This is a genomic window from Kitasatospora sp. NPDC058048, from assembly GCF_042885555.1.
Classification (GTDB): Bacteria; Actinomycetota; Actinomycetes; order Streptomycetales; family Streptomycetaceae; genus Kitasatospora; species Kitasatospora lactacystinica.
In genome coordinates this window covers 45,900-58,738 of the sequence record NZ_JBHVRT010000018.1, presented here as the reverse complement: position 1 = coordinate 58,738, position 12,839 = coordinate 45,900, and the positions used below count along the sequence as shown (strand labels likewise).

Annotated in this window: 8 protein-coding genes; 7 read left to right on the top strand and 1 reads right to left on the bottom strand. The window is 74.2% G+C overall.

The genetic code is table 11. From position 1 onward, the window contains the following. Window positions 1–130 precede the first annotated feature (130 nt). A complete protein-coding gene (locus ACFVVA_RS20305) occupies window positions 131–1,555 on the bottom strand; it encodes a CCA tRNA nucleotidyltransferase (RefSeq protein ID WP_387691448.1) in 1,425 nt (474 codons plus the stop codon). A 367-nt stretch (window positions 1,556–1,922) separates the two neighbouring features. On the opposite strand from ACFVVA_RS20305, the gene ACFVVA_RS20300 reads away from it, so the two are divergent. The 7 genes from ACFVVA_RS20300 to trxA all read left to right on the top strand — a co-directional run bounded on the left by ACFVVA_RS20300 (window position 1,923) and on the right by trxA (window position 12,666). Further along, entirely contained in the window at window positions 1,923–4,493 is a 2,571-nt protein-coding gene (locus ACFVVA_RS20300) for a DUF6049 family protein (RefSeq protein WP_387691303.1), read from the top strand. A gap of 58 nt (window positions 4,494–4,551) precedes the next feature. Continuing rightward, the gene (gene murJ, locus ACFVVA_RS20295; protein WP_387691301.1) at window positions 4,552–7,020 is read left to right on the top strand and encodes a murein biosynthesis integral membrane protein MurJ; all 2,469 of its coding nucleotides are present in this window, start codon (window positions 4,552–4,554) and stop codon (window positions 7,018–7,020) included. 303 nt (window positions 7,021–7,323) lie between these two features. Further along, entirely contained in the window at window positions 7,324–9,318 is a 1,995-nt protein-coding gene (locus ACFVVA_RS20290; RefSeq protein WP_387691299.1) for a protein kinase family protein, read from the top strand. A 52-nt stretch (window positions 9,319–9,370) separates the two neighbouring features. Beyond that, window positions 9,371–10,090: an RNA polymerase sigma factor SigM gene (gene sigM / locus ACFVVA_RS20285; RefSeq protein WP_387691297.1), complete on the top strand. Its 720-nt coding sequence runs from the start codon at window positions 9,371–9,373 to the stop codon at window positions 10,088–10,090. Beyond that, window positions 10,087–11,076 (top strand): hypothetical protein, encoded by a 990-nt coding sequence (locus tag ACFVVA_RS20280; protein WP_387691295.1) that lies wholly within the window; start codon window positions 10,087–10,089, stop codon window positions 11,074–11,076. The genes sigM and ACFVVA_RS20280 overlap by 4 nt, the downstream gene beginning before the upstream one ends. Before the next feature lie 173 nt (window positions 11,077–11,249). After that, window positions 11,250–12,212 (top strand): thioredoxin-disulfide reductase, encoded by a 963-nt coding sequence (trxB, locus tag ACFVVA_RS20275; protein WP_387691293.1) that lies wholly within the window; start codon window positions 11,250–11,252, stop codon window positions 12,210–12,212. Between the two features lie 127 nt (window positions 12,213–12,339). Next, window positions 12,340–12,666 (top strand): thioredoxin, encoded by a 327-nt coding sequence (gene trxA, locus ACFVVA_RS20270; RefSeq protein WP_359909516.1) that lies wholly within the window; start codon window positions 12,340–12,342, stop codon window positions 12,664–12,666. Window positions 12,667–12,839: the final 173 nt, after the last annotated feature.

Sequence of the window (12,839 nt, the reverse complement as noted above, 5' to 3'; positions counted from 1 at the left end):
GCCCCTTCACACCGTGCCCGCCCCCACCCGACCAAGCGCGCGGGGTGGGGGGGGGGGGGCCCCCGGCCCGGGTGCCGGGCCCACCCCTCCCGCCGTGTCCGGCGCCGTGTCCGGAGATCCGGATCCGGGCTCAGCCCTGCTGCTCGGCCCACCAGGCCCGCAGTGCCCCGACCGCCTCGTCGTGCTCCATCGGGCCGTGCTCCAGCCGGAGTTCGAGCATGTGCTTGTACGCCTTGCCGACCTGCGGGCCGGGCTTGAGGCCGAGCAGCTCCATGATCTGGTTGCCGTCCAGCGCCGGGCGGACGGCGTCCAGCTCCTCCCGCGCCCTCAGCTCGTCGATCCGGGTCTCCAGACCGTCGTAGGTGCGGGAGAGCGCGGCCGCCTTCTTCTTGTTGCGGGTGGTGCAGTCGGAGCGGGTCAGCTTGTGCAGGCGCTCCAGCAGCGGCCCGGCGTCGGTGACGTAGCGGCGCACCGCCGAGTCGGTCCACTCGCCGCCGCCGTAGCCGTGGAAGCGCAGGTGCAGCTCGACCAGGCGCGAGACGTCCTCGATGAGCTCCTTGGAATACTTGAGCTCCCGCATCCGCTTGCGGGTCATCTTGGCGCCGACCACCTCGTGGTGGTGGAAGGAGACCCGGCCGTCCGACTCGAAGCGGCGGGTGCGCGGCTTGCCGATGTCGTGCAGCAGCGCGGCGAGCCGCAGGGTGAGGTCCGGGCCGTCCTGCTCCAGGTCGACGGCCTGCTCCAGGACGGTCAGCGAGTGCTCGTAGACGTCCTTGTGCCGGTGGTGCTCGTCCCGCTCCAGCTGCAGCGCGGGGAGCTCGGGCAGCACGTACCCGGCCAGGCCGGTGTCGACCAGCAGCCGCAGGCCCTTCACCGGGTGCTTGGCCAGCAGCAGCTTGTTCAGCTCGGCCTGGATCCGCTCGGCGGAGACAATGGTGAGCCGCTCGGCCATCGCGGTCATCGCGGCGACCACCTCGGGCGCCGGGTCGAAGTCCAGCTGGGCGGCGAAGCGGGCGGCCCGCATCATCCGCAGCGGGTCGTCGGAGAAGGACTCCTCGGGGGTGGCGGGGGTGCGCAGCACCCGGGCCTCCAGGTCCTCCAGACCGTGGTGCGGGTCGACGAAGCCGCGGCCGGGCAGGTCGACGGCCATCGCGTTGACGGTGAAGTCCCGGCGGACCAGGTCCTCCCCGATGGTGTCGCCGTAGCTGACCTCGGGCTTGCGCGAGGTGCGGTCGTACGCCTCGGAGCGGTAGGTGGTGATCTCGATCAGGAAGGAACCCTCGGGGGTGTCCTTGCGGGCGCCGACCGTGCCGAAGGCGATGCCGACGTCCCAGACCGCGTCCGCCCAGCCCTTGACCAGCTTGAGCACCTGCTGCGGGCGGGCGTCGGTGGTGAAGTCCAGGTCGTTGCCGAGCCGGCCGAGCAGCGCGTCCCGGACGGACCCGCCGACCAGCGCCAGCCGGTGACCGGCCGCCTGGAACCGGCGGGCGATCTCGTCGGCGACCGGCGACACCCGCAGCAGCTCTTGGAGGCCGAGGGTCTGGGCCTCGCTCAGGCCTGGTACGACCTGGACGGCGGTGCTGGAGGGGTCGGTGTGCGCGGTGGGCTCATTGGCAGTGGACACGGCTCACAAGGGTACGTGCCCCGACAGGTCAACCGCCCGCGCGTTCTGGGCGTCTCACCCCACAGCCCGCAACACTGCGCCGCGGGCTGCATCGTTACCATGCCGGTGGACGAGTCTCGGGCACCGGACGGGGGATGCGGTGCCGCGCGCCGCCGCCGTCCGCGGGAACCCCCGCGGCAGCGGTGCGGCGACGGCGTCGGGCGGAGCGATCCAAGAGAGTCAAGCGAAGACCGTCGGGCGGACCGCGCCGGACGACAGCATCAGCAGCGAACGATCGAGAACGGCGAGGGCGAAGCGAGTGAGTGAGCCGGCACGGCACTCGGGCCTGGGGACGCACCGACAGCCTGGAGGGGCCGAGCGCCCCGCCGAGGGGCGTCATCCGGCCCGCCGGACGCGCCGGGCGGGCGCGCGCCTGGCCGCCGCCTGCGCGGCCGCCCTGACCCTCTTCACGGCCACCCCGGCCGGCGCGCTGCCCGCCGGCGGCAACGTCCGGCCGGCCGCGGACTCCACCGTCACGGCCGAGTACCCGGTGGTGATGACCATCGACACGCTCAGCCCGCAGGTGGCCACCCCGAACGGCATCGTGACGATCACCGGACACGTCACCAACGCCGGCAAGTCGGCGGTCAAGGGCGCCCACGCGGCCGTCCGCAAGCCGTACTCCAATAAGCCGCTGGACCGGCGCAGCGACCTGGCCAACGTGGCCGACCGCTCCACGCCGGACGGCAAGGACGGCACCGAGCTGGACACCCCCCAGTACGCCCTGCCGGAGCTGAACCCGGGGCAGAGCCAGCCGTACACGCTGAGCGTCGCGGTGAGCGACCTCGGACTGTCCGCGAGCGGCGCGTACGAGCTCGCGGTGGACGCCTGGGGCGGGACCGCCGACAACCCGCGCGACCGCCCCCTGGGCATCGCCCGGACCTTCCTGCCGTACAACCCGGGCGGCGCCGAGGCGCAGCCGACGAAGGTCGCCACGGTCTGGCCGCTGGTGCACGCGCCGGTGGTGGCCGCCCAGACCACCACCGACAGCAACGACCAGCCGGTCTCGGTGCTGCGCGACGACAGCCTGGCCACCGAGTTCGCCCCGGGCGGCCGGCTGTACGAGCTGGTCGACACCGGCGCCAAGCTGAACGGCCTGACCTGGGTGATCGACCCGGACCTGCTGGACGCCGCGCTCGCGATGACCAAGACCTACCGGGTGCAGAAGCCGGGCACCGAGGGGTCGGGCAAGTCCGTCAAGGACGACAACACCGTCCAGATGCAGCCCTCGGCCGCCGCCGTCGCCTGGCTGGACAAGCTGCGGGCCGCCGTCGCCAAGCCGGGCACCCAGGTGGTCTCGCTGCCGTACGCCGACCCGGACCTCGCCTCGATCGCCCACAACGGCTCCGACCTGACCGGGATGACCACCGCGCTGAGCAAGGCGGCCACCGCCGGCCGGCTGACCGTCGAGGGCCGGCTCGCCGTGGACACCCGGTCGGACGTCGCCTGGCCGTTCCAGGGGTACCTCGACCAGCAGATCGCCTCCCTCGCCCAGCAGTCGGGCAGCGGGCTGGTGCTGGTCAACGGCGCGAGCATGCCGGAGGCGGACTCGCTCAACTACACCCCGACCGCCGTCCGGCCGATCGGCGGCGGGCAGAGCGCCGTGGTGGCCGACGAGACCGTCTCCGCGCTCTTCGACAAGGACCTGAGCAGCCCGCAGGCGCAGACCGACGCCACCCAGCGCTTCCTCGCCGAGACCTTCGCGATCACCCACGAGCAGCCGCAGAACCAGCGCGGACTGCTGGTCCTGCCCCCGCGCGAACTGAGCATCGCCGGCGCCAAGGCGCTGGCGAGCGCCCTGCAGACGGCGGACGGCAAGTGGATCTCCTCGGTCAAGCTGGACGCGGTGGCCCAGTCCGCGGCCGACCCGAAGGCGAACACCGCCGTCCCGGCGCCCACCGACTACCCGACCCAGGCCCGCGCCTCGGAGCTGCCCGCGGCCGACCTGAGCCGCACCGACGACATCCAGCACGACCTGGACACCCTGATGCGGGTGCTCACCCTGCCGCAGCGGGTGCGCGGCCCGTTCAGCGCCGCGATGGTCCGCTCGCTGTCCACCGAGTGGCGCAGCCAGCCGCCGGCCGGGAGCACCTACCGCGCCGGCGTCACGAAGTACCTGAAGGAGCTGACCAGCGCCGTCCAGGTGCCGAAGAAGAACGTCGTCACCCTGGCCGGCAACACCGGTCTGCTCCAGGTCAGCGTCCGCAACGACCTGACCCAGACGGTCACCAACCTGAAGCTGGTGCTCACCTCGGCCCAACCGAACAGGCTGCGGGTGAGCAAGGAGGAGGAGCTGGTCCTCCCGGCCTCGCAGAGCGTGACCCTGCGCTTCAACGCCGAGGCGCACAACAACGGGACGGTCGCGATGACCGCCCAGCTGTGGACCACCGGCCCCGACTCCCGGCCGTACGGCGACCCCCAGCAGTTCAAGGTCGAGGTCACCTCGGTGACCAACGGGGTGCTGTACATCTTCGCGGGCGCCGGCGTCCTGCTGCTGCTGGCCGCGCTGCGCTTCGTGCGCCAGCGCAAGCGGCGCGGCGGGCAGCCGCACGAGGACGGCGACCAGCCGGTCGGGGACGCCCCGGCGGCGGACGGCACCGGAGCGCGGGACACGGCGGAGGACACGGCGGACGGCGTCTCGGAGGGCACGGCGGAGGGCGCCTCGGAGGCCACGGCGCAGGACTCCACCGCGGATCGCGCCGGGGCCGCCGAACCGGACCGGGCCGGCGGAACGAACGACACCCGAGGTGACGGTCCCGCGCAGACACCGCGCGGCAGCAGCCCGGATGGCCGGGATCGGGCCGCCGGTGATGAGAAGGTTGGTCCTTGATACCGCCGACCCCCCGCACCGCCGGGCCGGCCTCCCCCCACGACAGCGAAGAGGTGACATGACCGGGCGCAGCGAGGAGCGGCCGTCGGGCCGCGGTGAGAGCCGGCCGGGCGCCGAGTCGCCGTCCGGCGACTGGTACGTGGCCGACACCTACGCCCAGGACCCGTACGCGGCGGACGCGTACGGGCACCCGCAGGACGGCCAGGACCCGTACGGTCTGCAGGCCGGTCGGCCCGTCGCGCCCCAGCCGCCGGTCGCCGCGTACGACGTGCCGCCGCAGCTGCCGCCGCAGGGCGGCGGCTACCCGACGCCGGTGCCGCCGACCCCGTACCAGGCCCAGCAGCAGTTCGCGGCCCCGGTGCCGCCGGTGCAGCCCGGCTGGGACACCCCGGTGCAGGGCGCCTGGCCGCAGCAGCCGGCCCCGGCGCAGGCCGCCGGTGGCCACTGGGGCGGCGTCGAGCAGCCCCGGCCGCAGTGGGAGCCGGGCCCGGCGCACTCCGCCTGGGACACCGAGACCACCGAGTACGTCGGGGTGGACGCCCTGTTCGGCGGCCGCCCGGCGCAGGCCGCGGCCCAGCCGCCGGTCCCGCAGCCCGCCCCGGCCCCGCAGCCGGTCCAGCCGACCGCCCCTCCGGTCGGCCCCGCCCCGTACCCGCCGGCGGGCGGCTACCCGGGTCAGCCGCAGCACGGCGGCGCTCCGGGCGGGCAGCAGCACTTCGTGCCGCCGATCGAGTTCGACCCGCCGCTCTCCGAGGAGGAGGCCACCAGGCAGGTGGCCGCCGTCGCGGTGCCCCCGGCCGTCGAACCGCTGTCCGACATCGTCGCCGAGGAGCAGGCCGCGCAGCAGGCGCCCGCCGCCGAACCCGCCCAGGCGGCCGGTGGCGGCAAGGTCGCCAGCCTGCTGAACTCCAGCGCGATCATGGCGGCCGGCACGCTGGTCTCCCGCGGCACCGGCTTCGTCCGGACCATGGTGATCACCGCGGCCATCGGTGTCGGCGTGATGGGTGACTCCTACAACGCGGCGAACACCCTGCCGACCCTGCTGTACATCCTGATCGGCGGCGGCGCGCTGAACGCGGTCTTCGTGCCGCAGCTGGTGCGCAGCATGAAGAACGACGAGGACGGCGGCACCGCGTACGCCAGCCGGCTGCTCACCCTGGTGATGGTCGGGCTCGGCGGCGTGGTCTTCCTGGCGGTGCTCGGGGCGCCCGTGCTGGTGCAGCTGATCGCCCACCCGATGATGGCCAACCCGGAGCGCGCCGACACCACGGTGGCGATGGCCCGCTTCTGCCTGCCGAGCATCTTCTTCATGGGCATCCACGTGGTGATGGGCCAGATCCTCAACGCCCGCGGCCGCTTCGGCGCGATGATGTGGACCCCGGTCCTGAACAACATCGTGGTGATCTTCACCTTCTCCGCCTACATCTGGGTCTACGGCGGCTTCGGCACCACCCACGTCACCCCGGAGGGCATCTCCCCCGAGGGCGTGCGGCTGCTCGGCCTCGGCACCCTGATCGGTCTGGTCGTCCAGTCGCTGGCGATGATCCCGTACCTGCGGGCCGCCGAGTTCCGCTTCCGGCCCCGCTTCGACTGGCGCGGTCACGGCCTGGGCAAGGCCGCCCGACTGGCCAAGTGGACGTTCTTCTTCGTGCTCGCCAACCAGGCCGGCTACCTGGTGATCACCCAGCTGTCCACCAAGGCGGGCGACGCCGCGGCGGCGGCCGGCCACGGCGGCGTCGGCCTGGCCGCGTTCTCCAACGCGCTGCTGATCTGGCAGCTCCCGCAGGCCGTGATCACCGTCTCGATCATGAGCGCGGTGCTCCCCCGGCTCTCCCGGGCGGCGGCCGACGAGGACGCCGGCGCCGTGCGCGACGACATCTCCTACGGTCTGCGCACCACCGCGGTGGCGGTCGTCCCGGCGGCCTTCCTGTTCCTGTCGCTGGGCCCGGTGATCGGCCGGGCGATCTACGCGGTCGGCGGCAACGACACCGTCCTGAACGACGCCACCAACGTCGGTCTGATGCTCTCCGCGTTCGCCCTGGGCCTGATCCCGTACTCCGCCCAGTACGTGATGCTGCGCGGCTTCTACGCCTACGAGGACACCCGCACGCCGTTCTCCAACACCGTCTGGGTCGCGGCCTGCCAGGCCGGCTTCGCCCTGCTGTGCTGGCTGGTGCTGCCCGCCGAGTGGACGGTGGTCGGCCTCGCCTTCGGCTACGGCCTCGCCTACGCCGTCGGGGTGACGGTCGCGATGCCGAAGCTGAAGAAGCGGATCGGCGGGCTGGACACCAAGCGGATCGGCAGGACGTACAGCCGGCTGGCCGCCGCCTGCGTCCCGGCCGCCCTGGTCGGCCTCGGCGCCAGCCTGGGGGTCCAGCAGGTGCTCGGCGGCTGGCCGGGCAGCGTGGCGGCCCTGGTCGTGGCCGGCGGCCTCCAGCTGGCGGTCTTCGTGCTCATCGCGAAGCGCCTGCGGATCGAGGAACTGAACGCCATGCTGGGCATGGTCCGCGGCCGGCTGGGCCGCTGACCGTCCGACCACCGGCCGGACGAGCGGGCGCCCTGACCGGGCGTCAACCGGAGCGAGACGCTCCTCCGCTCGTCCGGCCGAGTGCTGGGGCACCGGTCGGTTCGGGTCCGCCCGACCGCCGGATGGCGACCCGGTGTCGAATCTGCACCACATCTCTCCACCCGCGTGCAACCGAGCGGACGTCTCAGCGGTCGTACCCGGTGGAGAAGAGTGGGCACAATTGTCCTGGAGCACAGGGCCGCCGACCCCCGGGCTCCAGCGAATCTCTCAGGCCGGGGCTACACAAGGGGAGGCAGGACCACGGTGGCTGATGGCACCAAGGCCGTCGTCGACACGTCAGCAGCTGACGCGGCGACGGACGAGGCCGCACTGGCCGCGGCGATCGACGAGCTCACGGGCTCGCAGGACGCCGGCGGGAACACCTCCGCGGACGCCCGCGAGGGCACCACCACCGCTGCCGCCGCCCCCGGGCGCACCGACGCGGACAAGGACGAGGACGGGAACGAGGACGAGGACGCGGGCGGGCACGACGCACCGGCCGCAGGACCGGGCACCCCCGCCGGCGAGGAGACCTCGGAGATCACCGCACCGCTCTCCGTGCAGGAGCTCCGCGCCGAACTGGCCGCCGGCTCCCCCCGGAAGAAGCCCGCCGACGAACCGGCCCGCCCGGCGCGCCGCCCCACCGACCCGCAGCCCACTGTCGACCCGCGCGACACCGCCACCCTCCCGCGCACCCTCCCCGCCCCGCAGCGCCGCAGCGGCGACATGATCGGCCACCGGTACCGGCTGGAGGAGTGCATCTCCCAGACCGAGACCTTCAGCAGCTGGCGCGCCGTCGACGAGAAGCTGCGCCGGGCCGTCGGCGTCCACCTGATGGCCTCCGGCCACCAGCGGGCCCGCAAGGTGGTGGCGGCCGCCAAGTCCGCCGCGCTGCTCGGCGACCCCCGCTTCGTCCAGGTCCTCGACGCCGTCCACGAGGGCGAACTGGTCTACGTCGTCCGGGAGTGGCTGCCGCACTCCTCCGACCTGGCCAGGCTGCTCGCCAACGGCCCGATGGAGCCGCACGAGGCGTACCAGATGGTCCGCCAGGTCGCCGACGCCGTCGCGGCCGCCCACCGTCGCGGCCAGGCCCACCTGCGGCTCACCCCGCGCTGCGTGCTGCGCACCGACAGCGGCCAGTACCGGATCAACGGCATCGCGGTGGACGCCGCCCTGCGCGGGCTGCCCGCCGAGGACGCCGAGGACGCCCAGCGGGCGGACACCCGCGCGATCGGCGCACTGCTGTTCGCCGCGCTCACCCACCGCTGGCCGTACCCGGAGGACCGCTACGACCTCCAGGGCCTGCCCAAGGGCCTCCAGAACGCCGCGCCGGACCAGGTCCGCGCCGGGGTCCACAAGGGCCTGTCCGAGCTCGCCGCGCGGGCCCTGTTCGACCAGCCGCCGCACCACGCCCAGCCGATCACCACGCCGGAGGAGCTGGTCCGGGCGATCGCGCAGATGCCCCGGATCCGCCAGCCCGAACCGGAGCTTCCCGCCTTCCCGGCCCCGCCCCGGCACAACACCCACGCGCTGCCCACCGCGCCCAACCCGACCCGGGTCGCCGACACCACCGTCGCCCCGCTGCCGGCCTCCTCCCGCCCGGCCTCCTCCCGGCGCGCCAGGCGGCGGCTGCGCCGGGTCGTCAAGGCCACCGCGTGGACGGTCGCGCTGGGGGCGATCGGCGTCGCCTCCTGGCAGTTCGTCGACAGCCTGCGGCACACCGGGTCGGCCACCGCGTCCACCGCCCCCTCGACCAGCAGCACCGCGCCGAGCCCGCAGGCCAGCACCCACAACCCGGTGACGCTCGCCATCAAGGACGCGCAGTCCTACAACCCCCTGGGCGACGGACCCGAGGGCACCGAGAGCATCGGGAAGGCCATCGACGGCGACCTGAGCACCTCGTGGACCACCGGCTGGTACGTCGACCAGTTCGGCGCCAAGCCGCCCGCGCTGAAGTCGGGCACCGGCCTGCTGATCGACCTCGGCTCGCCGCAGCCGGTCTCCTCGGTGAACGTCCAGTTCTCCGGCGGCGAGCAGTCCGCGGAGCTGCGGCTGCCCACCCCGGCCGTCGGCGCCAACCCGCTGCAGGCCAAGCCGGACGCCTTCACCGTCGTCGGGAAGAAGACCGGGAGCAACGTCGAGTACACCCTCGACTCCCCGGTCACCACGCGGTACCTCTTGATCTGGCTGACCGGTCTGACGAAGGATACCGACGGCAGGTTCCGCGGCCACGTCGCCGAGGTGAAGGTCTCCGGCTGATCCGACGACCGCGGACGCGGTACGGACCGGCGGCCGGGAGGGAGGGGTGACGGTGGCGGACGACGCGCACCCGACGGACGACGCGACGCTGCTCGCCCGGCACGTCGCCGGCGACCCGGCGGCCTTCGGTCTACTGGTGGACCGCCACCGCGACCGGCTCTGGGCGGTCGCCCTGCGCACCCTGGGCGACCGCGAGGAGGCCGCCGACGCCCTCCAGGACGCCCTGGTCTCCGCCTTCCGCGCCGCCGCCGGCTTCCAGGGCCGCTCGGCGGTCACCACCTGGCTGCACCGGATCGTGGTCAACGCCTGCCTGGACCGCGCCCGGCGCGGCGCCACCCGCCGCACCACCCCGCTCGACGACGACCCCCAGCGGCTGGACACCCTGGTCGGCAGCGCCGAGCCGGCCGACTTCCCGGTGGTCCGGGCCGAGCTGCACCGCGAACTGACCGCGGCGCTCGCCGAACTGCCCGCCGAGCAGCGGGCCGCACTGGTGCTGGTCGACATGCAGGGGTACCCGGTGGCCGAGGCGGCCGAACTGCTGGGCGTTCCGGTGGGCACCGTGAAGAGCCGCTGCGCGCGCGGCCGGGCCCGGCTCCTCCCCCTGGTCCGGCACCTGCGCGAGCCCGATGTTTCACGTGAAACAGCGCCCGCCCGCGGCTCGGCCCCACCGCGCCGCGACACCCGGGGGAACCCGAAGCCGCCCGGCACCGTCACAGGAGCGGGCCCGAGCACCGGCCGGACGGTCCTGGAAGGAGACGCGAGCACCCGATGAACGCCCACCCCTCCTTCCCCGACCCCGCCGAGGACCACCCCCCGGTCGAGCGGCTGGCCGACCTCGCCGAAGGACTGATCGAGTCCCCGGACAGCGTCGGGGCCCTGCGCCGGCACCTGGACGGCTGCGCCGAGTGCCGGGAGACCGTCGACGCCCTCGCCGAGGTCCAGTCGCTGCTCGGCGACGTCGAGACCCCGCCGATGCCGGCCGACGTCGCCGCCCGACTGGACGCGGCGCTGGCCGAGGCCGCCGCAGCCGCCGCCGGGAGCGGCCGCGAGGCCGTCGAACCGGCTCAGGAGGCCCCCGCGGCCGACCACCGGGCCGAGGCCCCGGCCCGGTCCGCGCGTGCCGCCACGGCGCCCGCCACGCCCTCCTCCGCCGCCTCCCGGCCGGCTGCCCCGTCCGGCGACCGACCCGCAGGCCGGTCCGGCTCGGCCGTCGGGCCCGGCCGCGCCCGCCGCCGGCGGTTCGCCCTGCTGCTCGGCACGGCCGCCGCCCTGGCCGCCCTCGGGCTCGGCGGAGCACTGCTGCTCCACCCCGACGACGGGTCCGGCACGATGGCGGCCACCGCGGGCGGCGCCCCGACCGCCACCACCGACAGCCACGATGTCCGCGCCCCGCACACGGCGGGCGCCGGCACCGACTACCGCGACGACGAACTCGCCGCCCAGGTGAAGCAGTTGCTGGCCCGCTCGAAGAACGTCCCGGGACTGCTGGCCACCGGGCCCGCCCGGTCCGAGGGGGCCCCGCCCGCCGACGGCGGCCGCCCGGAGCCCGACTCGCCCTCCCCCGCCACCCCCAGCGGCCCAGGCTGCCCGGCACCCGCCTCCGGCACCCCGCTGGCCACCGACCGGGGCAGCTACCACGGCACCCCGGTCGACGTCCTGGTCTACTCCCTGCCCGGCCGCCCCGGTTCCGTCGACGTCTACCTGCGCTCCCCCGACTGCGGCCCGGTCGTCCTGCACCAGGCCGTTCCCAGCCGCTGACCGGCGGTTCCCATGCGATCCACGCCGACGGCGGCACGCCGCTTCCGGACTTCGGGCGCCTGGTACTGATCCGCCTGGGAATGCGAGACACTGGTCAGTCGTTGTCCCGGGCGGCGGAGCAGGACCGCCCTCCCCGCAGCAAACGCGGGTCGCGATGCGAACCAGGAGAAGCAGTGAGCGACGTCCGTAACGTGATCATCATCGGTTCCGGCCCGGCCGGCTACACGGCCGCGCTCTACACGGCCCGTGCCTCCCTCAAGCCGCTGGTCTTCGAGGGGGCCGTGACCGCCGGTGGTGCGCTCATGAACACCACCGAGGTCGAGAACTTCCCGGGCTTCCGGGACGGCATCATGGGCCCCGAGCTGATGGACAACATGCGGGCCCAGGCCGAGCGCTTCGGCGCCGAGCTGATCCCCGACGACATCGTCGCGGTCGACCTCACCGGTGACATCAAGACCGTCACCGACTCCGAGGGCAACGTGCACAAGGCGCGCGCCGTGATCGTCACCACCGGCTCCCAGCACCGCAAGCTCGGTCTGCCGAACGAGGACAAGCTCTCCGGCCGTGGCGTCTCCTGGTGCGCCACCTGCGACGGCTTCTTCTTCCGCGACCAGGACATCGCGGTGGTCGGCGGCGGCGACACCGCCCTGGAGGAGGCGACCTTCCTCTCCCGCTTCGCCCGCAGCGTCACGATCATCCACCGCCGGGACACCCTGCGCGCCTCCAAGGCGATGCAGGAGCGCGCCTTCGCCGACCCGAAGATCCGCTTCGAGTGGGACAGCGCGGTCGAGGCCATCCACGGCGACCCGAAGCTGAGCGGCGTCACCCTGCGCGACACCACCACCGGCGAGACCCGCGAGCTGGCCGTCACCGGTCTGTTCATCGCCATCGGCCACGACCCGCGCACGGACCTCTTCAAGGGCCAGCTGGACCTGGACGCCGAGGGCTACCTCAAGGTCGAGGCCCCCTCGACCCGGACCAACATCCCGGGCGTCTTCGGCGCCGGCGACGTCGTCGACCACACCTACCGCCAGGCCATCACCGCCGCCGGCACCGGCTGCTCCTCCGCCCTGGACGCCGAGCGCTACCTGGCCGCGCTGGACGACCTGGAGGCCAAGGCCGCCGTCGCGGTCTGAGCCCCACCCTCCGCCCCACGGGGGTGTTCCACGTGAAACACCCCCGCCCCGGCCGGGCAGAAACAGAACGGGCCCACCCGTTGTTCTCCTGGCAGCAGCCCCCTCCGTCCGAACCCGAGGAGTTCCCGTGGCCGGCGCCACCACCACCGTCACCGACGCGACGTTCGAGCAGGACGTCCTGAAGAGCGAGAAGCCCGTACTGGTCGACTTCTGGGCCACCTGGTGCGGCCCGTGCCGCCAGGTCGCCCCGGTCCTGGACGACATCGCGGCCGAGCACGGCGAGAAGCTGACCATCGCCAAGCTGGACGTGGACGCCAACCAGGCGACCGCCGCCAAGTACGGCGTCATCTCGATCCCGACCCTGATCGTCTACAAGGACGGCGAGCCGGTGAAGTCCATCACCGGTGCCCGCCCGAAGGCCGCGCTGCTGCGCGAGCTGGCCGAGTTCATCTAGGTCTTCCGGTCGTCGACCGCACGGCGGCGGGGGGGCCCCGGGGGGGGCCCCCCCGCCGCGGGGGCGGGGCCGCGCCCCCCGCGCGGGGGGGGTATGGCGCCGGGCCCGACCCCCCACCCCGCGGCCGTTCCGCGGCTACTCCAGCGGCTGCTCCGTCCAGATGACCTTCCCGG

Excerpts from the sequence above, each read along its gene's own strand:
- murJ (WP_387691301.1), top strand. The coding sequence starts at position 4,552 with ATGACCGGGCGCAGCGAGGAGCGGCCGTCGGGCCGCGGTGAGAGCCGG.
- ACFVVA_RS20280 (WP_387691295.1), top strand. The coding sequence starts at position 10,087 with ATGAACGCCCACCCCTCCTTCCCCGACCCCGCCGAGGACCACCCCCCG.